The 21,284-nt window shown below is 54.2% G+C and carries 16 protein-coding genes; 10 read left to right on the top strand and 6 right to left on the bottom strand.

Translation table 11 applies throughout. The features are described 5' to 3' along the window. Positions 1-6: 6 nt before the first annotated feature. Positions 7-891 (top strand): LysR family transcriptional regulator AmpR, encoded by an 885-nt coding sequence (ampR, locus tag DEU53_RS09705; protein ID WP_110866869.1) that lies wholly within the window; start codon positions 7-9, stop codon positions 889-891. A 309-nt stretch (positions 892-1,200) separates the two neighbouring features. On the opposite strand, the gene clcA is transcribed toward ampR, so the two are convergent. Further along, positions 1,201-2,583 (bottom strand): H(+)/Cl(-) exchange transporter ClcA, encoded by a 1,383-nt coding sequence (clcA, locus tag DEU53_RS09700; protein WP_110866868.1) that lies wholly within the window; start codon positions 2,581-2,583, stop codon positions 1,201-1,203. 166 nt (positions 2,584-2,749) lie between these two features. Further along, positions 2,750-3,226, bottom strand: a complete 477-nt coding sequence (locus DEU53_RS09695; RefSeq protein ID WP_101761525.1) for a ferritin-like domain-containing protein — start codon at positions 3,224-3,226, stop codon at positions 2,750-2,752. 195 nt (positions 3,227-3,421) lie between these two features. On the opposite strand from DEU53_RS09695, the gene DEU53_RS09690 reads away from it, so the two are divergent. After that, positions 3,422-3,694: a hypothetical protein gene (locus tag DEU53_RS09690; protein ID WP_110866867.1), complete on the top strand. Its 273-nt coding sequence runs from the start codon at positions 3,422-3,424 to the stop codon at positions 3,692-3,694. Positions 3,695-3,711: 17 nt separating this feature from the next. On the opposite strand, the gene DEU53_RS09685 is transcribed toward DEU53_RS09690, so the two are convergent. Continuing rightward, entirely contained in the window at positions 3,712-3,957 is a 246-nt protein-coding gene (locus tag DEU53_RS09685) for a hypothetical protein (RefSeq protein ID WP_110866866.1), read from the bottom strand. 4 nt (positions 3,958-3,961) lie between these two features. Further along, on the bottom strand, positions 3,962-4,123 hold the full coding sequence (locus DEU53_RS23145) for a YnfU family zinc-binding protein (protein ID WP_217548267.1): 162 nt from the start codon (positions 4,121-4,123) through the stop codon (positions 3,962-3,964). A 271-nt stretch (positions 4,124-4,394) separates the two neighbouring features. Here DEU53_RS23145 and DEU53_RS09680 point away from each other — a divergent pair, with 271 nt between their 5' ends. The 5 genes from DEU53_RS09680 to DEU53_RS09660 all read left to right on the top strand — a co-directional run bounded on the left by DEU53_RS09680 (position 4,395) and on the right by DEU53_RS09660 (position 16,449). Continuing rightward, on the top strand, positions 4,395-12,992 hold the full coding sequence (locus tag DEU53_RS09680) for a GH36-type glycosyl hydrolase domain-containing protein (RefSeq protein ID WP_110866865.1): 8,598 nt from the start codon (positions 4,395-4,397) through the stop codon (positions 12,990-12,992). Positions 12,993-13,098: 106 nt separating this feature from the next. After that, positions 13,099-14,469, top strand: coding sequence for an amidohydrolase (locus DEU53_RS09675; RefSeq protein WP_110866864.1), 1,371 nt, complete (start codon positions 13,099-13,101; stop codon positions 14,467-14,469). Between the two features lie 134 nt (positions 14,470-14,603). Beyond that, positions 14,604-15,314 (top strand): SDR family oxidoreductase, encoded by a 711-nt coding sequence (locus tag DEU53_RS09670; protein ID WP_110866863.1) that lies wholly within the window; start codon positions 14,604-14,606, stop codon positions 15,312-15,314. A gap of 140 nt (positions 15,315-15,454) precedes the next feature. Continuing rightward, complete coding sequence (locus tag DEU53_RS09665) at positions 15,455-15,898, top strand: hypothetical protein (protein ID WP_370445558.1); 444 nt, start codon at positions 15,455-15,457, stop codon at positions 15,896-15,898. A gap of 5 nt (positions 15,899-15,903) precedes the next feature. Continuing rightward, entirely contained in the window at positions 15,904-16,449 is a 546-nt protein-coding gene (locus DEU53_RS09660; protein ID WP_110866861.1) for an RNA polymerase sigma factor, read from the top strand. Between the two features lie 27 nt (positions 16,450-16,476). Here DEU53_RS09660 and DEU53_RS09655 read toward each other — a convergent pair whose 3' ends face one another. Continuing rightward, positions 16,477-17,496, bottom strand: a complete 1,020-nt coding sequence (locus tag DEU53_RS09655) for an MBL fold metallo-hydrolase (RefSeq protein ID WP_110866860.1) — start codon at positions 17,494-17,496, stop codon at positions 16,477-16,479. A gap of 134 nt (positions 17,497-17,630) precedes the next feature. Here DEU53_RS09655 and DEU53_RS09650 point away from each other — a divergent pair, with 134 nt between their 5' ends. From DEU53_RS09650 to DEU53_RS09640, 3 genes are all read left to right on the top strand, one after another. Continuing rightward, complete coding sequence (locus tag DEU53_RS09650) at positions 17,631-17,960, top strand: gamma-glutamylcyclotransferase family protein (RefSeq protein WP_110866859.1); 330 nt, start codon at positions 17,631-17,633, stop codon at positions 17,958-17,960. A gap of 205 nt (positions 17,961-18,165) precedes the next feature. Next, entirely contained in the window at positions 18,166-18,969 is an 804-nt protein-coding gene (locus tag DEU53_RS09645; RefSeq protein ID WP_199559699.1) for an MBL fold metallo-hydrolase, read from the top strand. Positions 18,970-19,060: 91 nt separating this feature from the next. Beyond that, positions 19,061-19,861 (top strand): MetQ/NlpA family ABC transporter substrate-binding protein, encoded by an 801-nt coding sequence (locus DEU53_RS09640; protein ID WP_110866857.1) that lies wholly within the window; start codon positions 19,061-19,063, stop codon positions 19,859-19,861. A 41-nt stretch (positions 19,862-19,902) separates the two neighbouring features. Here DEU53_RS09640 and DEU53_RS09635 read toward each other — a convergent pair whose 3' ends face one another. Then, complete coding sequence (locus DEU53_RS09635) at positions 19,903-21,012, bottom strand: SDR family oxidoreductase (protein ID WP_110866856.1); 1,110 nt, start codon at positions 21,010-21,012, stop codon at positions 19,903-19,905. Positions 21,013-21,284: the final 272 nt, after the last annotated feature.

The following is a 21,284-nucleotide window of genomic DNA, read 5'->3' as shown; positions in this document are numbered from 1 at the left end:
AGACGCATGACACGCCCCTATATTCCCCTCAACGCGCTCAGAGCCTTTGAAGCCGCTGCACGCCATCTAAGTTTTACTAATGCGGCGATTGAGCTGCACGTAACCCATGCAGCCGTGAGCCAGCAGGTAAAATCGCTGGAGCAGCAGCTCGGTTGCCAGCTGTTTGTGCGGGTGTCGCGCGGATTGATGCTAACCACAGAAGGCGAAAGCCTGTTGCCCGTGCTGAACGACTCTTTCGATCGGATTGCCGATACGCTGGATCTTTTCTCATCCGGTCAAATGCGCGAAAAATTGAAAGTTGGTGTGGTGGGAAGCTTTGCCACCGGCTTGCTGTTGCCGCGCTTAGAGGATTTTAACCGCCGTTATCCGCACATTGAGCTGCAACTCTCCACCCACAACAATCGCGTCGATCCGGCTGCCGAAGGCCACGATTACACCATTCGCTTTGGTAGCGGCGCCTGGCACGGCACCGAGGCGCAGTGTATTTGTCCTGCGCCGTTATCACCGCTGTGTAATCCGGCCATTGCCCGGCAGTTGCAACAGCCTGCAGACGTGCACAAATTTACCCTGCTGCGCTCGTTCCGCCGTGATGAGTGGAGCCAATGGCTGCAAAGCATGAACGAACATGCGCCATCGCCTGCGCATCCGGTGATGATTTTTGACTCGTCGCTGACGATGATTGAAGCGGCGTTGTTAGGTGCGGGGATTGCGCTGGCACCGGTGAGGATTTTCAATCACCTGCTGCAAAGTGAGAAGCTGGTGCGCCCTTTCGCCGCTGAAATCGATCTCGGCGGCTATTGGTTAACGCGTTTGCAATCGCGGCCCGAAAGCACCGCGATGACCGCGTTTTCTGGCTGGTTGATGGATACCTTTTTGCCCGGTGCGCACTAATTAAACGAACACGTGATTTGTAGCGCGAATGCGCAGGCCGGAGTCACTTTTGGTCCGGCGGTCCTCGCGCCGCTTGCGCGGTACCTTCACTTCACTCGTCGGCCTGACGGACCGGCTGAGACGGGACATCCTTGTCCCGGCTCCGCCTTTCGCCCGCGTCCTGCGGGCTCTCCTGGCCTCCTCGCTTCGCTCAGCGCTGCGGATTGCCGGACCAAAAGCGCCCCCGGCCTGCTAATAAGCTTAGGTGCGTGTTGTTGAAAAGGGCTCATTTGTCAGAGCCCGCACGGGCGCTTTGCTGACCAACAAGCATTACGCAGTTTGTTTCGCCTTCGCCAGCGTGCGCGCAAGAAGCGCGGAGTACAGCGGCTTGCCGCCGAAGAACTGCGCGGCCAGCGTTGCGCCGAGACAGGTAATGATCATCGGCAAAATTAGCTGATAATTGTTGGTCATCTCCAGCACCAGCACAATGCCGGTCAGCGGCGCGCGCACCGACGCCGCAAACAGCGCGCCCATTCCGGCCACGGCAAAGGTTGCCGGCTCCAAATGTAAACCCGGCAGCCACTGCATGCAGAGCTGGCCGAAGCAGGTGCCGAGCAGCGTGCCCAGCGTCAGCATCGGGGCGAAAATACCGCCTGGCGCGCCGGAAGAGAAACAGCAGATAGTGATGAGCGTGCGCAGTGCGAAGAGCAGAAATAAGGCCAGCGCGCTATAGCTACCGCTGGAGAAATCGGGGATCAGGGCAATCCCGCCGTTGATGGCTTGTGGCAGCACCAGGCCAATCACGCCGCACGCGCCAGCCAGTAAGCTTCCCCACATCACCCAAGGTGCCACGCGACCTTGGTGCAAACGCTGAAACTGATCCTGCGCGAGGAAAATGAAGCGATTAAATGCCACGCCGCAGCCACCGAATAACACGCCTAATACCAGATAAAGCCACAGCGTATTGGTTGGCGCATCCTGCAACTGACCAATATTGATGATCGCCTCATTACCATTACACACGCGGAAAACAATGCTGGAGACGATAACGCCGACAAACACCGCTTTGATGGAAATCAGGCTGTAACGAAACTGCGGACGCATCTCTTCAATAATAAACAGGATGCCCGCCAGCGGCGCATTGAAGGCAGCCGATAAACCGGCGGCAGCGCCGGTTGCCAGCAACGTGTGGCGAGATTCAGAAGATTTAACGCGGAACAGATCGACACACATGCCGCCGATATTGCCACCCAGTTGCACGGTTGGCCCTTCGCGACCCAACACCATGCCTGAACCTAACGCGCCCATGCCACCAATGAATTTCACTGGTAGTACGCGCCACCAGCGCACCGGTCGGAGCTCTTCCAGCGCGCCTTCGATTTCAGGAATACCCGATCCGCCCGCTTCTGGCGCGTAACGTCGCACCAGGAAATAGCCAATAGCGCCTAGTAATGCCGAAAGGAAAAACGCACCGATTATTTTCACCAGCAGATTGTCACCGGCATCCGCGAGCCAGCTCAATCGCGTCTGCACCACAAAATTCACCGCTTTATCAAAGGCTACGCCAACCAAACCGGTTAGCACACCGACCAGCGCAGCCAGCAGTAATAGTGCAACGGGCGTTTTGTCGCGGCGTAATAGTTTCTGCATCAATAAGAAGCGCCCAGCACGTAAAATCGTTTTGGGCTCTGCGGAGTGATGATGAGCAGACATGCAAATCCCTCTGTATTCAGAACAGTGTTCAAACGTTAGTTTGAAAAAATAGGGATTAGCATACTGAGAATGAAGTGATTTTTAACCCAGGAATTCGCAAGCGGATTTTTCAGGATGGAAGAGGTTGGGCATTTTTAGCCGATGCATCAACCTCCTCTACGAGGAATTAATCCTGCTCTTCAGCAATCAGCGTCAGTTTTTCATCAGTGGCTTTTTCTTCTTCCAGCGTTTCACCCAGTAACCTGGCGGCATCCTGATAATCCAGCTTCAGGGCTAAGGCGCGCAAGGTGCCGTAGGTGGCGATCTCATAGTGCTCAACTTTCTGTGCGGCACCGATCAGTCCAGCATCGCAAACCGGCCCTTTTTCTACTTCATCGATAATTTCCTGCGCCTCTTCGGCCAGACCTTCCAGCGCATGGCATTTCATTCGTTTGATCTGCACGCCATCCGTGAGCTCAACCAGTTGATCAATACGTTCAATTTGCCCGCGCGTTTCTTCGAGGTGCTGTTTAAAAGCCGCAACCAGATTAGGATCAGAGGCGGCGCGAATCATTTTTGGTAACGCTTTGGTGATCTGTTTTTCTGCGCTGTAAATATCAGAGAGATCATGCACAAACAGATCTTGCAGTGTTTTAATCGTCATAATAAGGCCTTTTTGTAGAATAGAATATCAGATAGGTAAAAACGTGGGCGAGAGTGAATAAGGAATTACGCCGGCACATAAGCCTGACTTAATCCTGGCGGACAATAGATAATTCACAAGCGAAGCCTGAAAATAAACTCACCGCATTGTTTAAATCATTGCCAGACTTAAACCAGGTCAATCGGAGAGAACATAATGAAAAAGCCAGGCCCGCCAGAGCTCAACGGCGAAATTATTCACGAACGCAGATTAATGCCGCTCGGATTAATTTCTCTGTATGAAGTTACCTTCAACAATGGCAAATATGCCGTTATGCGTCTGGATAAATCTCAACCCTTTCATCAGGGTGACGTTTTTAAACGTGTTAATGACTGCTGGTATTGTGATGAACAACTGATACATCCTTACGCTTTTCAGTTTGTCGATCAGGCTGAAGCGCAACGGTCATTTATCGAATATGAGCGATAATATTATCTTGTGCTCTTTCATATCGGCGAATGAAACGCAGCGAGTTGGTCCGGTTGCGCTGGCGGCAATGACATCCAGAAATTCACCTCTTTGCTGGTTTCATATTCCGCATGCGCTTCAAGGAAAATATGCTCGCCGCTGCGCGATTGCCCGCCATAAAGCCAGCCGCCCTGCACCTCACCATTTTCAAATTGCACGATGCACTCCTGCTTGTAGCCGGGCGCTTGTTCATTTACATCAATCCATTCAAGAATATGGCGCATTCGCTTACTCCTCAGCAATAAACAGTGATTTACAGTGCGGGCACAACATAGCCTGTCCGCGCGCTTGCTTTAAGGAAGATTGTGGGCAAAACTTTTTACAGACTGGACACTGAGTTTTGACTTCCCGGCGTGATAAGCTTTCTAAAAATTGATTTAACCAGCTCATAATTCATTTCCTTTTTCCGTTAACTGATTCTAACACACCTGATTATTTTCATTGCCACTCACACTTGACAACCACGTTAAAGATCCTCAACCCCATCATTACGTTCAGTTAAATGTTCTAAATTAACTTTTATTTTATAAACCAACCGTAAGATCGATTTGGCACTATACTCAAAACAGACAAATATTTTCCCTCGCCCTCTCTTATACCGTCAACTTTCCTGTTGATAGTGCTGACTTTTATAATCCATTGGATTTTTTGCGACGCCATTATGAAAAATAAACTTTCCACCGGGCCATTCATTAGCAGTAGTGCGCTTCCTGCAACGGCACGCAGTAGTTTTGAGTTTTTACATCACAGCGGTGTTTACCAGGCGAACCGGCCAGATGTTTTTTCCGAGCGGCAAATGGAAATATATGGCGAGCGTCTGGCAAAAACGCATCATCTTTCCGACGCCAAAAAAAGCTATAAATTATTGCAGCGGCTGACGGAAAACGAACAGGCGCTGATAAAAAGCGCTGAAATATTAAGTACCGGTGAGAAGCGTAATTTGACACCGGCTGGCGAATGGTTGCTGGATAATTTTTATATTATTGAAGAGCAAATTCGGATGGTGCGCCATCTGTTGCCCACCAAATTTGGTCAGGGTTTACCTGCGCTGAAAGACCCCGCGCACTCTTTGCGCATTCAGGCGATCGCGGATGAGATGATCAGCCACAGTGATGGCCGCTTAGAGTCAGCAGTGTTGGCGACCTTTATTCATGCTTATCAACGCGTGACGCCGCTGCTGATGGGTGAACTCTGGGCGCTTCCCGCCATGCTGCGCTTTGCGCTGCTCGATAACCTCGCACGTATTGCGCAAGGCGTTGCTGAGATTCATCAGGAGCGCAGCCAGGCCGAAGCGTGGATTAATGAGATCGTTCATCACTCCGCCAGGGACGCCACTCGCGTGATTCAGGTGATCGCCGATATGGCGCACAAAAACGATCAGCTTTCCGGCGCGTTTGTCGCCGAACTGGCGCGTAAACTGAATGGGCAGAATCACTCGCTGGCGCTAACGTGGGTGGAGCAACACCTGCTGAACACCGGGCGTAATACTGCGGATGTGATTGAACAATTCAACCGCCAGCTGGCACTGAGTCAGCTCTCGGTCAGCAACAGCATTGCCGGATTGCGCCAGCTTGGCGAAATCAACTGGCAGGATTTGGTGGAGTCGCTGAGCCTCGTCGAGCAGGTGTTGGCGCAGGATCCCGCCGGAATTTATCCGCAGATGCATTTTGACAGCCGCGATCAATATCGGCATGTGATTGAAGAGCTGGCTCGCCAGAGCGAATTCGACGAGCTAAACGTGGCCAATCAGGTGCTGGCGCTGAGCCGTCAGGCCGCATTGCCAGCGCGCCAACAGCATATTGGTTACTTCCTGCTGGATAAAGGGCGTGCGCAGCTTGAGCAACAGCTAAAGCCGCGCCGTTCCTGGCTGAATCAGGCGCGCCATCATCTCAGCCAAACGCCGCTGCTCTCCTGGCTGGGCAGCCTGACGTTACTGACCACCGCTTTCAGCGCCGAAGCGCTGTTTTTCACTCATCAATCCGCGATGTCGGTGGTGCTGTGGCTATTACTGGTGCCGGCGGTGATCTTAATCAGCAGCCAGCTCGCCCTGCAGCTGCTCAGCGAAGTGACAACCCGCACCCGCCATCCGGTACCGCTTCCGCGACTTGATTACGAGCTGGCGGTACCGGATGGCGATCGCACGCTGGTGGTGATCCCCTGTTTAATCAGCAGCAAACATGGCACCGATGCGCTGTTGCGGTCGCTGGAAACCAGCTATCTCGGTAATGCGCTCGACAACATCAGCTTTATGCTGCTGGCCGATTTCACCGACAGCGCGGCCGAACACGATGACGATGATGCCGAAATCATCGGTTACGCAGTGCTGAAAATTCAGGCGCTCAACCGCCGTTACAGCAGCAAGTCGCACAATGATGTGCTGTTTTCTCTGCTGCATCGCAACCGCGTGCACAACCCTTCGCAGGGCGTGTGGATGGGTTATGAGCGTAAGCGCGGCAAACTGCATGCGCTCAATCGCTGGCTGCAGGGCGAAGCGGAGATGTTTAACGTCATCGTCGGCGCCAGCCAAGCGCAAATGCGCACGGTGAAATACGTCATTACCCTCGATAGCGACACCATTCTGCCGCGAGAAACCGCGCACAAGCTGATTGGCATTATGGCGCATCCGCTCAATGCGCCGGTGTTTGATGACAGCCTGAATCGCGTGGTGGAAGGTTATGCCATTCTGCAGCCCCGTCTGGCGGAGGAGATTCCGCCCTTCGGCCAGGGCCGCTACGCGCGTCTCTCCAGCAGCGTGCCGGGCAACGATGCGTATTCATCGATGTCTTCCGATATCTATCAGGATCTGTTTGGCGAAGGTTCGTTTGTCGGCAAAGGCATTTACGATGTGGCTGCCTTTACCCGCGCGACGCGTAATACCTGCCCGGAAAATCTGGTGCTCAGCCACGATCTGCTGGAAGGCTGTTATGCGCGTTCTGGCGTGGTCAGCAATGTGGTGCTGTACGAACACTACCCGGATAACTATCTCAGCGATGTCGCGCGGCGTTTTCGCTGGGTACGCGGTGACTGGCAGCTGCTGAACTGGCTAAAACTGCGCGTGCGTCTGGAGGATGGCGGCTATCAGGCCAATCCGCTTAGTGCACTGTCGCGCTGGAAATTGTTCGACAACCTGCGTCGCAGTCTGATTGCGCCCGCCTTGCTGCTGCTGATGTTCCTGGCATTTAGTTGGGTAGCGAATCCGCCGTTTTGGCTCGGCTGCATTGCGCTGTTCCTGCTGTTGCCCAGCGCCTTAGCGTTGAGCATGGAAGGCATGCGCAAAAGCAAGACGCGCGCCTGGCAGCATCATCTCTCTATCCTGTCTTTGGATGCGTTAATGCGCCTGAGCCGCGCGGGACTGACGCTGGCGACACTACCGCATGAAAGCTACTGGTCGCTGAAGGCGATTATCGTCACGCTGTGGCGACTCAACGTGAGCGGGCAGTTTCTCCATGAATGGAAAAGCGCCTCGGCGGGCAGTTCATCGCCCACGCCGTCACTGCGCCATTTTTATCAGGCGATGTGGTTTAACCCAGCAGCTGGCGTTGCACTGTCACTTTTAACCGCGCTGGTTAATCCTGAATTGATTGCGCTGGCGTTGCCGATCTCGCTGCTGTGGCTAATCACACCGTGGCTGTTGTGGCAGTTGAGTAAACCGGCCCATTCGCGCCAGAAAAAGCTCTCCGCTGAGCAGCAACAGTTTTTGCGCCACACCGCTCGTCACACCTGGGCTTGGTTTGAAGATTTCGTCACCGCCGAACATAACCACTTGCCACCGGATAACTTTCAGGAAGTGTTGCAGCCGGTGGTGGCGCATCGCACCTCGCCAACCAATATCGGCCTGTCGCTGCTGGCCAATTTAACCGCATGGGATTTTGGCTACATTACGCAGAAACCGGTGATAGCCCGTTCGCTCGCCGCGCTGGATAGCCTCGATCGCATGGAGCATTTTCGTGGACATCTCTACAACTGGTATGACACTTACACGCTGAAGCCATTAAATCCGCGCTACGTCTCCACCGTCGATAGCGGCAATCTCGCCGCGCACCTCGCCACCCTGCAGGCCGGGCTTGCGCAGTGGAAGCATCTGCCGGTGCTCGCCTTGCCAGTGATCATGGCCGGTCTGCATGACACCTTGCTGCTGGCGAAAGCGCAGATGGGCACAGAGCGTAACGATCGCTGGGATGAGTTAACCGCGCAGTTTGATGCGCTGCAACAGGCCGCGCCCGTTGCGATTGCCAGTCATCTCTCGTCGCTGATCGCGCAGAGTGAAATTCTGCTGGCGCAGATGCAGCTGCCGCCGTTGCAGGTGAAATGGTTCGAACGGTTTATCCACCAGCTCAGCGATTTGCAGCAGGAGTGGACGCTGTTTTTCAGCTGGCTCACGCCGGATGATGATCTGCCTGCCGCCTTACCTTCTCTGCTGTGGCTGAGTGAGTTGGAACTTCATCGCCCCGGCCTCAACTCTCAGCTCGCGGCGTCTGTGATGTGGGCCGCACGTGAACGCATGGCGACCTTGCTGGAGCTGGAAGGACGGCTGGAAGATCATGCAAAAATGGATTTCCGCTTTCTCTATGTCGAAAAAACCGCGCTGCTCAGCGTGGGTTACAATCTTGACAGCGGCGCGCTCGATAAAGGCCATTACGATCTCTTCCCGTCCGAAGTGCGCCTGACGCACTACTACGCCATCTCTGCTAATCAGCTGCCGGTAAAAAGCTGGTTCGTGCTGGGCCGTTTGTTCACCCAACTGGATAACAAACCGGCGGTGATGTCGTGGAGCGGCTCGATGTTTGAGTACCTGATGCCGCATCTGGTGATGCCGGTTTACCCGGATACGCTGCTGGAAAAAATGGCACTGTCGGCGGTGAAGCAGCAGATCGCGTCCGGTGATGCCGCGCAGATTCCGTGGGGCGTCTCCGAGTCGGCTTACGCCGCGTTCGATGACAGCCAAAACTATCAATACAAAGCCTTTGGTACGCCAGAGTTAGGGCTGAAGCGTGGCCTCAACGATGATCATGTGGTTGCGCCCTACGCCTCGCTGTTGGCGCTGATGGTGCTGCCGCATCAGGCCACCGACAACCTGATGCGACTGAAGAAAATGGGTGCCTGCGGCAAATACGGTTTTTACGAGGCGCTCGATTTCACCGCGCAGCGCCTGGTGCGCGGCCAGCAATTTGTCGCGGTGAAAACCTACATGGCGCATCACCAGGGCATGGGTTTTCTGGCGATTTCGCACCTGCTGCATGAAGCGCCGATGGTGGCGCGGTTTATGTCGAGTGCGCGCTTCCAGTCTTCCTACTTGCTGCTGCAGGAGCGCGTGCCGGATGACATTGAGCTGTATACCCCGCGTCGGCAGTTCGTTGACACCAGCGAGATCAAACCGCGTTCAGATACGCCCGAACTGCGCGAGTTCAGCGGCTCGGCGGCGCATCTGCCGCAAATCCAGCTGCTGTCGAATGCCAATTATCATGTGATGGTGACGCAATCCGGCACCGGGTATAGCCAGTGGAAAGGATTGGCGTTAACCCGCTGGCGCGCCGATGGCACCAGCAATCAGCACGGTATCTTCTGCTACATCCGCGATCGCCAATCCGGCGAGCTGATTAGCCCGACGTTCCAGCCCAGCGGTGATGCGCGCCCGCAGCACATTGCGCGCTTTACCGACGCCGGCGCGGAGTTTGAATCGCGCATGGAAACGCTCAGCACCCGCACTCAGGTGGTGGTGTCGCCAGAAGATGATGTGGAAATCCGCCGCATCGTCCTGACCAACCATTCACGCCAGCTGCGTGAAATAGACATCACCAGCTACGCGGAAGTGGTGCTGGCTTCTGCCGCCAGCGATATGGCGCATCCGGCGTTCAGCAACCTGTTTGTGCAAACCGAAATCGTCACTGAACTGGAAGCGATCCTGGCGCATCGCCGCCCGCGCGATGAGAAAACCGAACCGCTGTGGATGTTCCACGCCCTGCTGATTCATGGCACCAGCGAGCGCGATACGCATTATGAAACTGACCGCGCACAGTTTATTGGTCGCGGCAGAACCGCCGCCGATCCGCAGGCGATGGCAGCCGATGGTGTACTCAGCGGCAGCGCCGGTGCGGTGCTCGATCCGCTAATGTCGATTCGCCAGAAAATCGCCATCAAAGCGGGTAAATCAGTCACCCTCGATCTGGTGTATGGCGTCACCACGCAGCGTGATGTCTGCCTTGGCTTGATTGAGAAGTATCGCAACAATGTCTACGCCAATCGGGTATTTGAAATGGCGGCCTCGCACAGTCAGGTGGCGCTGCGTCAGCTGAATATCCTCGCTGAAGATGCCAGTTTGTATAACCAGCTCGCCAGCGCGGTGATTTTTGCCAGCCCTGAAATGCGCGGCGACAGCCAACGTCTGCAGCAGAATCGCCTGGGACAATCGTCGCTGTGGCGACACTCGCTGTCTGGCGACTTACCGATCGTGCTGGTGCGCATCGAAAACGGTACCCAGCTCAGCCTGGTGAGCAATATGATTAAAGCGCATCAATACTGGCGCCAGAAAGGATTGACGGTAGATTTGGTGATCCTCAACGGCGAGCAAATCGGCTATCAGCAGCTGTTGCAAAATCAGCTGATCAAAATGATTTCATCAGGCGAGATGCAGATGCTGACCGATAAGCCTGGCGGCATCTTCCTGCGCCAAAGCGAGCACTTTGCGCCCGAAGATGTCACGCTGCTACTCAGCGTAGCTGCCGTGGTGCTGGAAGGCCGCAACGGCAGTTTGGCCGACCAGCTGACGGTGCTGTTAAAACCGCAGCCGGTGGCGCCGCCTTGCCGCTTCCTGGCGCATAAACAGGCCTTTGCTGCGCCCGCCCGCCTCGCTGAGCCGGAAAACATGCAGTTGTTTAATGGCACCGGCGGCTACAGCGCCGATGGCAGTGAATATCACATTTTGTTGTCCCCACATCAGCAGACGCCCGCTCCCTGGTGCAATGTGCTGGCAAATAAACAGTTTGGTAGCGTGATTTCAGAAAGTGGTCAGGCCTACACATGGTATGAAAATGCGCATGAATACCGCCTGACGCCGTGGCACAACGATCCGGTCAGCGATACGTCGGGCGAAGCCTTTTATTTGCGCGATGAGGAGAGCGGCGATGTCTGGTCACCTATGCCGCTGCCGATGCGCGGCGCCGGAGATTATCTGGCGCAGCACGGCATGGGTTACAGCCGCTTTATGCATCAGGAGCAAGGCATTAGCAGCACGCTCACCACTTTCGTGGCTGGCGAAAAGGCGGTGAAAATCACCCTGATTCAGCTCAGTAATCTGTCTGGCAAAACCCGTCATTTGTCGATCACCGGCTACGTCGAATGGGTGCTGGGTGAGCTGGTGAGCCAATCTGCCCGCCATGTACAAACTTCTTCGGCGATAGTGGCAGATGGCAGCGCCATTCTGGCGGTAAATCCCTATACCAGCAGCGGATCGATGCGCACCGCCTTCTTCGCCGCATCCGGCAATCAGATTGCTTTCAGCGGTAATCGCCTTGAGTGTCTGGGCCGCAATGGTTCGACGCGCAAGCCCGCGATGATGCAAGCGCGAGGCTTGTCGGGTAACACCGGCGCGGGACTCGATCCCTGCGCCACTCTGCAAACGCTGGTCACCTTGATTGACGGCGATACGCGCACGCTGGTGTTCGTGTTAGGCGCGGCGGAAGATACCGCAGCGGCGTTGACGCTGATGCAGCAATTTCTGCCCACCGAACAAGCAGAAGCCGAGCTGCAGCAGGTACAACAGCAATGGCGCGGTTTGCTCAACAAAGTCGAGGTGCAGACGCCCGATGCGGCGGTGAATCTGCTGGCGAATAACTGGCTGCTGTACCAAACGATGGCCAGCCGTTTGCTGGCGCGCAGCGGTTATTATCAGTCCGGTGGCGCGTTTGGCTTCCGCGATCAGTTGCAGGATACGTTGTCGCTCACCCACGCCGCGCCAAACTTACTGCGCGATCAGCTGGTGCTATGCGCTTCCCGCCAGTTCCCTGAAGGCGATGTGCAGCATTGGTGGCATCCGCCTGCCGGACGCGGCGTGCGCACCCGCTGCTCAGATGATTATCTCTGGCTGCCCTTTGCACTCTGCCACTACATCACCGCCACGGAGGATCTTGCGCTGTTAGAACAGCCGATTAGCTATCTTGAAGCGCCACTGCTCACCGCCGAAGAAGAGTCAGTTTACAGCCTGCCGAACGTCAGTCAGCTGCAGGAAAACCTGTGGCAGCATGGCTTGCGTGCCATCCAGCATGGTCTGCGGTTTGGTGAGCATGGTTTGCCGCTGATGGGTTCCGGCGACTGGAATGACGGCATGAGCGAAGTGGGTATTGCCGGTAAAGGTGAAAGCGTCTGGCTCGGCTTTTTCCTCTACAGCGTGCTCACGCGCTTTGCCGCGCTCTCCACACGTATCGATCAGCCGGAAGCCGCCAGCTTGTGCGAACAACAGGCGGAGAAGCTGAAAACGGCGCTCAATCAGCTCGCCTGGGATGGTGAATGGTTCCTGCGTGGCTACTTCGATAACGGTGAAACCCTGGGTTCACAGCGCAACGCCGAATGTCGCATTGATGCCATCGCGCAGAGTTGGTCGGTGCTGTCTGCGGCTGGCGATCACGACAAATGCGCCTCGGCGATGCAGGCGCTCGATCAGCAATTGGTGGATAGCGATAACGGCCTGATTAAACTGCTGACGCCGCCGTTCAATGGCGCAGGCCCCAATCCGGGATACATTCGCGGTTATCTGCCTGGCATCCGTGAAAACGGTGGGCAATACACGCACGGCGCGCTGTGGGCAATTATGGCGTTCGCCGAGATGGGCCAGGTCGAGCGCGCATGGGCGTTGCTGGCGCTGATCAATCCGATCAATCACAGCCTGGATGCGAATGCTGTTGCAACTTACAAAGTCGAACCTTACGTGATGGCGGCGGATGTCTACAGCGCCGAGAACCATGAAGGTCGCGGCGGCTGGACGTGGTACACCGGGTCGGCGGGCTGGACTTATCAGCTGATCATCGAAAGCCTGCTCGGCATCACGCGCCACGGCGAAAAATTGCGGCTGCGTCCGCGTCTGCCCAAAGCATGGCCGGGCGCAAAGGTGATTTATCATGAAGGGTCCGCGCGCTATGAGATTGAGATGCGGCACACGCCCGGCGCTTATCAGCTGTGGCTGGATGATGTGCTGAGTGCCGATGATGCCATCACACTCAGCTGCGACGTCGGAAATCATCAGGTACGAATTCATCTCGCTGAGTAGCAATCACTGCGGTCATTAGTTTTCACCATAGCCAGCAGTGGAAAATATCGCAGCGCCCTGCCAGCGGCTATTTTAGGGTTATTCTCCCCTACAAGGAGAATAATTCATGAGCCTCTTATCACCCGGCAATCGCCGGGATTTTCTTTCCGCCGGCATGAAACTCACCGCCGCAGGCACCTTGCTCAGCGCGGGCATGAGCCGCAGCATTCAGGCGGTAGAAACCTGCCAACCGGCGCCTGCCGGCCGCGTTGATGTCATGCACTTTCTGCTGCGTAATGTGCGCCTGGAGGAAGCCTTTATCCGCAAACAGGATGTCATCACCGCCACGCAAACCGGTTTTTATGATGTTGAGGTGAATGCTGGCAAGATTGCCGCCGTTCATCCTGCGGGCGTCAGCATTAATCTGCCAACGTGGGACGCCGCAGGTTATCTGCTGCTGCCCGCCACGCGCGACATGCATATTCATCTCGATAAAACCTTTTACGGCGAAAGCTGGCGCGCCCCGCTGCCGCGCCACAGCGTGATCGATATGATTCATCAGGAAGAACAGATCCTGCCCGAACTGCTGCCGACTTCTGAAATCCGTGCCGGGAAACTGATTGGCCTGCTGCAATCCAAAGGCAGCAGTTCTGCACGAAGCCATTGCAACATCGATCCGGTCAGCAAATTACACGGTCTGGAGCATCTGCAGCAGGCGATTGCCAACCATCGTGATGATTTTCATGCCGACATTGTCGCCTTCCCACAACACGGATTACTTCGCTCAAACGTCGAAGGCATGATGCGCGAAGCGATGAAGATGGGCGCGAACTATGTCGGTGGACTGGATCCAACCAACGTTGACGGCGCGATGGAAAAGTCACTGGATACCCTGTTCAGCATCGCGCTCGATTTCGCTGCACCGATCGATATTCATCTTCATGAAACCGAACCGCACGGTGTGGCGGCGATCCGCTACATGCTGAAAACGGTGCGCGACAATCCGCAGCTAAAAGGCAAAGTCACCCTCAGTCACGCCTTTGCCCTGGGGACGTTACAGGGTAACGAACTGACGGCGATGATTGAGGAGCTGAAAGAGCAGCAGTTTAGTATCGCCACCACCGTACCGATTGGTCGCGTAATCATGCCGCTGCCGCAGTTGCGCGCCGCTGGCGTGCCGGTGTGGTCGGGCACCGACACCATCGCCGATCACTGGCAGCCCTTTGGCAGCGGCAGCATGCTGGAGAAAGCCAACGTCTATTCGCAGCTCTATCGTGGGCCGGATGAGTATTCTCTGAGCCGCGCGTTGGGTATCGCCACCAACGAGGTGTTGCCGCTGAATAGCCACGGCGAACAGCAATGGCCGAAAGCGCAGGACCACGCCACTATGATGCTGGTTAACGCCAGTTGCTCTGCGGAAGCTGTTGCGCACATCGCGCCGGTGATGGCGACGTTCTTTAACGGCAAACAGACGTTTGGCAGCCTGAAAAAGGTGTAAATTTCGACCTGGTGCGCATCAATGCGCACCCTAAAAAAGCTGTATGGCGAAAGCCAGCAATTCATAGTCAATTTAGGCATTTGCCTGCGGCCGTCCTTTTCCATAGCTTGAAATCATCAACAGGAGAGGAACTTATGACAGCATCAGTATTACCGGTCGCGATTGTCACCGGCGGCAACAGCGGCATTGGCCTGGAAACCGTGAAGTTATTGGCGGCCGACCATCAGGTTTACGCGATTGGGCGCAATCAGCAAACGTTGCAGGCTTTAGAACAGGTCACCAATGTAATTCCGGTTGCACTGGATATCACAGATTTTGCCGCCGTGGCCGCGTTCACCGCCACATTAAATCGGGTTGATGTACTGGTGCATTCGGCGGCGATCTCGATTCTCAGCACTACCTTCTCCGCCACGCCAGAACTGTGGCAACAACACCTGAACATTAATGTCATTGCGCCTGCAGAACTCACGCGCTTAACCTTGCCCGCCCTGCGCGCCTCACAGGGCAAAGTGGTGTTTATCAACTCCGGTTCGGGGACGCTGGCGTTAGCGGGACACGTCATTTACTCCGCCTCCAAATTTGCCCTTACCGCGCTGGCGCATGCGCTGCGTAGCGAAGAGAGCGAACATGGCGTGCGGGTCGCGACAGTCGCGCCCGGCCCAACCGATACGCCGATGAATCAAGCCTCGCGTGCCCGCGCGGGTAACCATGCGCCGATCAATCCGCAGGAGTATCTCGATGCGAGTTCGGTGGCGCGCGCCGTGCGGTTTATTGTGGATAGTCCGGAAGATACGCAGATTGCAGATATTGTTATTCGTCCACGCCGCGATAAAGCCAGGCGCTGATTCAGCAGTAAAAAATCCATAACGCGAGGCTGCCATCCGGCGGCCTTTTTCTTTTTTACGTTTTTTTCAGCAATATTCTCACTGCTCATTCGTCTACCTCATCACCAGCAGTTATCCGTTAATGTCATGAGGACAAAACATTGAGAGATTTTGATATGCACAGACACGGTCATCGGGATCATTTTGGCGGTCATCGCCTGGCGAAACCGCTGCTGATGGGCGCGGTGATTATCGCCGCGCTGGGCTTGTTGGTGATGTCGCTGTGGAATGCGTTGCTGCCGGGCATCATCGGTGTGAAAAGCATCGGTTTCTGGCAGGCGCTGGGCTTGCTGGCGTTGTGCCGCATCTTGTTTGGCGGTTTGGGATTCCGTCCGGGCATGTTCGGCATGGCGCGTCGCCGCATGCACGAACGTTGGATGCAGATGACGCCGGAACAACGCGAAGAGTTTATGCAGCATCGCCGCAATCGCTTTGGTCATCGTGGTCATCACGATCGTTGCGACTGGCATGGTCGTTGTGATGAGCGAGGTGAAACGCGTCCGCAGCCAGAGAATAATCCGCCCAAATCCAGCGACGCCGGGTAAGCGTGATGGCGCAGGATTCACTGCTGATGTCGGCAATCACCGCCTGCCGCACTAAGCTGAATGCGTTCATTCGCGGGCGAACCGCGGTACGTGAAGATGCCGACGATATCTTGCAGGAAGTCACTTATAAGCTGATGCAGGTGGAACAGCCGGTGGAGAATGTCGCCGCCTGGCTGTTCCGGGCGGCACGCAATGAAATGACCGACCGGGCGCGGAAAAAACGTGAGCTGCCGCTCGCTGATTATTTTGGTGATCGCGAAGAGCAGGATTTCCCGGAAGATGAGTTGGCAGAGACTTTATTTGGCGTGCCGCAGACGCCGGAAGATGAGTATCTGAAAACGCTACTGTGGGAAGAACTGGAAGAAGCCTTAGCCGAATTACCTGACGCGCAGCGCGAGGTATTCGAGAAAACCGAACTGCTTGGCTACAGCTTTAACCAGCTGGCGCAAGAGAGTGGCAGCAGCGTGCAGACGTTATTGTCGCGCAAGCACAAAGCGGTGCTATTTCTACGCACGCGCCTGCGTAACCTGTATGACGAAATAACCGGATAACCCGATTGCCTGGCAATCGGGCATCATTTACCACCACTTTTTCTCTTGCTGCGGCTGCAAAAATTGCACGCCTTGCCCGAGTTGTGGCATCGACACATTAATCTGCTGTTCCTGCGCCAGCGTCACTATTTGATTAAGCGGATCATTCCATGCATGAAACGCTAAATCGAAAGCGGCATTGTGAATCGGGAACAGCCATTTCGCGTTAAGGTCAATAAAGGCTTTGATGGTGTCTTGTGGCAGCATATGAATATCGGCCCAGCGGCGGTCATACGCACCGTTTTCCAGGAAGGCCATATCGAACGGGCCGAATTTATTACCGATGTGTTTGAAACCATCGAAATAACCGGAATCCCCGCCATAGAACAGGCGGAAATCATCGCTGATAATGCTCCATGAGCACCACAGCCGCTTATTACTGTCGAACATGCCACGGCCAGAAAAATGCTGCGATGGCGTGGCGACAAAATGAATACCGCCGATATTCTTTGATTCCCACCAATCCAGCTGGGTGATTTTTTCCGGCGCAACGCCCCAGGATATCAGTAAATCACCGACACCCAGCGGCGTTAGGAAATAGCGCACGCGATCTTTGAGCTGCAAAATGGTGTGATAATCCAGATGGTCATAATGATCATGCGAAAGAATGATCCCTTCAATAGTCGGCAAATCTTCAAGCGCAATTGGCGCAGGCTGGAAGCGTTTGGGGCCAAACCACGTAAAGGGTGAAGCGCGCTGCGTAAATACCGGATCGGTCAGCCAGTATTTGCCCTGCATTTTAAATAGCAATGATGAGTGGCCAAGGCGAAATACGCTGTTATCCGCCGCCGCCGCAAGTTGCTGCGCGTCGAGTTTGATGAGCGGCAGCGCAGATTCAGGTGCGGTATTTTTCGGTTTGTTAAAGGCAAAATCCCAGAATAGTTTGGCGAACTCAGTTAATCCTAACTGCTGGCGTGGGATCTTATTGTTAAACCTTTTGCCATCAAACTGAGCGGATTGCGGATAGCGTTTTATATTGCAGCGACAAATGCTCGAACTATTCAACATTGATCTTTTACCTCTCATCGCGGGTCCTTCAGAATAGTCATTTTTACGGCAATGCACATCGCATATTGGGCGGTCGATGACATCGCTAACGCCGAGAGTTAAAGTACCGCCTTTGCTTGATTTTATGAGGGAAAATGAAACGTTTATTTGTTTACGGTACGCTCCAGCCCGGCCATTCAAATGCGCATATTCTGGAAAACATCGGTGGCGAATGGCTGGCGGGAACGGTTTCAGGCACCTTTTATGAACGCGGCTGGGGCGCAGCAGCAGATTTCCCCGGCATTGTGTTGCAGGAAAACGGCCCACGCGTGCCAGGTTATCTGTTTATCTCAGAGAAACTTGAACCGCATTGGCCGATGCTGGATGAGTTTGAAGATGGCTACGATCGCGTGGAAGTTGATGTCACCACCAGCAATGGCGAGCAAATAATGGCGTGGATTTATCAGTTACAGCCGCAACTTTAACTTCACAATGCCAGTATTTACGCCCGATTTCGTAGGGTGCGCATGCATGCGCACCTGGTCACCATAAATGGCGACTCTACGGAATGCCCACTTTCCTCTTCCACCCCAAATGCGGTGCAACGTCCTCAATACAATCTGTAATGATCTGCGCACGCCCTGATTTCGGCTTCTAGAATGAATCTCAAATAGACGAGAGGAATTCATGATGATAAAAGTCTGCACCGCCTGCGGCACATCTTACGATGAGCAACAGAGTCAAATCGAACACTGCAAAATATGTGAAGATGAACGACAGTTTGTGCCGGCCAGCGGGCAAAAATGGACTTCACTGCATAGCCTGCAAGCCACACACTGCAATAAATGGCAGCAGCACGCTGCCAACCTGTTCAGTCTGCAAACCGTGCCCAGCTTTGCTATTAATCAACGCGCGTTTCTGCTGCAAACGCCGCACGGCAATGTTCTGTGGGATTGCATCGCCAATTTCGATAATGCCACCAAAGCGATTGTTACCGCGCTCGGTGGTATTCACGCCATCGCTATTTCGCATCCGCACTATTACAGCACCATGCAGGATTGGGCAGCGGCATTCGACGCGCCGATCTATCTGCATGCTAACGATAGTGAATGGATTATGCGCGACAGCCCGCACATTCATCTTTGGCAAAATGACGAGCTGGAAATTGTGCCGGAAGTGAAACTGGTCCGCCTTGGCGGGCATTTTGCTGGCGGATGCGTATTGCATTGGACGCACGATGACGGCGTGCTGTTGAGTGGCGATATCGTGCAAGTTACGCCCGGCGCGGATGCGGTGTCATTTATGTGGAGCTATCCAAATATGCTGCCGTTACCGGCGGCGGCAGTCAGCGATATTATGCGTCGGCTGGCGGCGCTAAAATTTTCGCGCTTATACGGCGCGTTCGAGCAGCGAGAAATTGTCGCAGACGCGCAGCGGATCGTGATGCAGTCGGGCGAGAAATATATTGCCTGCTTGCAGAAGTCTCTCTCCTGAACGAATTGTAAGCAAACGCGCTGCGGATGGATGTACAGACGTCTAAACATCCATTATAGTCCGTTCTCTAAGTTTAAAGGGAATCCGCGCAATGAAGAAAATTTTACTCACGACGCTGCTGGCTGCATCCGTGGCGCTGCTTAGTGGCTGCAACAAAGATGATGAAAATCAAATCAAAGTGGCCATTAATACCGGACCTGACCAGGCGCTGTGGGATACCGTGAAGCAAGTTGCGCACGACAAATATCAGCTGGATGTCGATGTGGTGGCCTTCAATGATTACGTGCAGCCGAATGAAGCGCTGTTCAACAAAGATGTCGATGCCAACGCCTTCCAGAGCCTGCCTTATCTGGAGATGCAATCCAAAGAGCGCGGCTACCACTTCGCCGTGGTCACCAACACCTTCGTGTTCCCGATTGCAGGCTACTCGCGCAAGATTAAAACGCTGAAAGCGTTGCCTGACGGCGCCACCGTGACCCTCTCCAACGAAGCCACCACGCTCGGCCGCAGCCTGCTGCTGTTGCAGGCGCAGGGCTTGATCAAAGTGAAACCGGAAGCGGGCCTGCTGCCAACCACGCTGGATATCACCGACAATCCGAAGAAGCTGAAAATTGTTGAGGTGGATACACCGCAGCTGGCGCGTACGCTGGACGATCCGCAGGTTTATCTTTCGATCATCAACAACAACTTCGCCGCGCTGGTTAATCTCTCTGCCTCGCGTGACGGTATGTTTATGGAAGGCAAAGCCTCACCTTACGTGAATGCGATTGTGGCGCGTGAAGATAATAAAGACAGCGCCAACGTGCAGAAGCTGAAACAAGCCTTCCAGTCACAGGAAGTGCTGGATAAAGCGAACGAGATCTACAAAGGCGATATTATTAAAGGCTGGTAATTCGGCAAAAACTGCGCAGATATTAACTGCGCAGTTTCAGCTTATTTAAAATCGACCTCCATCAATTCCGCAATAGTTGCATTACGCGTTGAAGCGACACAATGATGCAAATAGTCAGTAAACTTTGACGATGGCGGCATACCCAGCTCCAGCAATTTTTCATTGCTGAACACCACATTCAGTTTTGAAAAATGTCCATACAGATTCATGGCGCGTAATAAGATGCGTTCATTACAGGGACCAAACAGCGAAGAAAATGAGCTCCTGCTCGCTGCCAGTTCACGGTAATTCACTTTCTGATACGTTTCGGCCACCGCAACGTGTCCCGAGGCTTGTGCCATCGCCTGATCAATCTCAGCAAACGTGACGCTGCTATTTTCACCCGCTGAAATATGAATAATCGTCTTCTCCACGTTGGGAGCCGTCAATAACAACTCCAGCGCATCGGCACAGTAATCGACCGGCACCACATCAATACGGTCATTCAGCTCACACATAAATTTGCCTAACGTGAGCACCATGCGAAATACCCAAAAAATGCTTGGGGACGGCGCACAGCCACAGTCCGAATGCCCCACCACAATGGATGGTCGCGCGATGACTAAGGGCAGATTAGGTAACATCTCGCTCATCATTCTTTCAACCGTCGCTTTACTCCACGTATATTCCACAACGTGTTGTTCGCGCAGCGTATTCAACTCACTTTCCACCACCAGCGAATTGGCTTCGGGCGCACACGACATAGCGGTACCGACATGCACAAAGCGCTTGAGCCCTTTCACCCGCGCCATACGACTGGCAAATGCAAAGGTGCCTTCTACATTGACTTTCCAAATCAGGGGATTCGCGCCAAACGAGGCGACAGCGGCGCAGTTAAGCACATGCGTAACCTTGGTCAAGCGCGCATCGTCAATAAACCGTTCCGGCTCAGCAAGATCGCCTATTAAGATGTTCTCGTGGGTGAGCCTGTTTAATTGACCGGCTTCAACGCCAAATTTAATCAGGTTTTCCTTAATTCGCTCTAATCCTGCAGCTTGACTATTAGCCCGCACTAATAAAAGTAGTTTGTAATGATCACTTTTCTTGAGCAGATTAACCGCGACCGCACCGCCCAAAAATCCAGTTGCACCCGTTATGAGTACTGTATTCATATTTTTTAACCCACCGGTTCGTTACAGGAAAAACTGTGCATTTAGCTGGCTAGAATCTATGCTCGCGTGGGTAAATGATGAATAAATGCCCTGTGCTTTCCTGCGGGTAAAACCGCTCCAGTGAGCATTGGTTTATATATGTTTAAATGTGATATTTGGGCCTCAGTGCGCAGTCAAATATTCCACTACGCTCAGCGTGAAAAATGAGCGCGATATAAAAATGGTGTAAAAATATCGGCGTTACGCGTAAAAATGCTGTACGTAAATTCGCC

The sequence above is a fragment of the Pantoea sp. AG1095 genome (assembly GCF_003208415.1).
GTDB classification, from domain to species: domain Bacteria; phylum Pseudomonadota; class Gammaproteobacteria; order Enterobacterales; family Enterobacteriaceae; genus Pantoea; species Pantoea leporis.
The sequence above is the reverse complement of the archived record's forward strand: the minus strand, read 5'-3'. Positions and strand labels throughout refer to the sequence as shown.